Origin of the sequence: Vibrio sp. 10N.222.55.A1 (genome assembly GCF_041473835.1) — a bacterium.
Classification (GTDB): Bacteria; Pseudomonadota; Gammaproteobacteria; order Enterobacterales; family Vibrionaceae; genus Vibrio; species Vibrio crassostreae_C.
In genome coordinates, this window is sequence record NZ_JBFRSX010000003.1 from 1 (window position 1) to 718 (window position 718).

General features: G+C 37.2%; 2 protein-coding genes and 1 pseudogene. 1 reads left to right on the forward strand and 2 read right to left on the reverse strand.

Annotation, left to right across the window (positions count from 1 at the left end):
• Positions 1 to 293, forward strand: a pseudogene (locus tag AB4493_RS00460) (hypothetical protein); the annotation flags it as partial.
• On the opposite strand, the gene AB4493_RS00465 reads toward AB4493_RS00460, so the two are convergent.
• Positions 249 to 587, reverse strand: a complete 339-nt coding sequence (locus AB4493_RS00465) for a hypothetical protein (RefSeq protein ID WP_372132339.1) — start codon at positions 585 to 587, stop codon at positions 249 to 251. The pseudogene AB4493_RS00460 and the gene AB4493_RS00465 overlap by 45 nt on opposite strands.
• Positions 508 to 718: hypothetical protein (locus tag AB4493_RS00470; protein WP_372154355.1), on the reverse strand; the 211-nt coding region annotated here is incomplete at its 5' end. The genes AB4493_RS00470 and AB4493_RS00465, both read right to left, overlap by 80 nt.

The window sequence follows — 718 nt, forward strand, 5'->3', positions numbered from 1 at the left end:
AATTTAGGCAACAACGCCGTTCCCATTACAAAACCTCCATGCTCATTGAAATGTCACTCTACCAAATAGTTAAGAAAGGCACCGTGAACCTAAACAAACTATTAAGACTAGATATGGTAGTTGCTTTAACTCTGGAAGAAATACGAGGCATAACGCTTAGCTACGCTGAAAGTGGAGGTGTGCCATGTCTGAGCGAAGCGAGTTCGGCACGCGTTTACGATTCAGATTTAGGCGCCTTGTTATATGTTTTACTTACTAATATGCCAAGCCATTACACCACTAGTAATAAGTAAAAATATACCTATCAATCCGACATTAACTGCAAAACTTACTTTATTACTTTCGTCTTGAAAGTCATTGGTTCGGGACACAAGTTCACGATGAATCATTAACGACAAAAAGTCTTGATTAGCTGGATTGTTACCATCAAATGTAATGCCTGCCAACACAACAAGTAAAATTCCGCTATATGCAATGTAGTCAACCAAGTCTATTGTGGATAGGTAATCAAAAAAATTGCGAGAAATTAGCAGAGCTACCGAGATCACAACAAGATAAGCTAAAATCCCTTTGAGAAAACCCCTCATTGAAACTCCCTGTACATATAACAGCTATCAAACAGAAAAATTCTGCACTTAAATCCAGAATAATTCGTTCTAGTGTCTTAGATGCATAAAAAATATGCAACTTAGCCATTGCATAACAAATAAGGATTAAG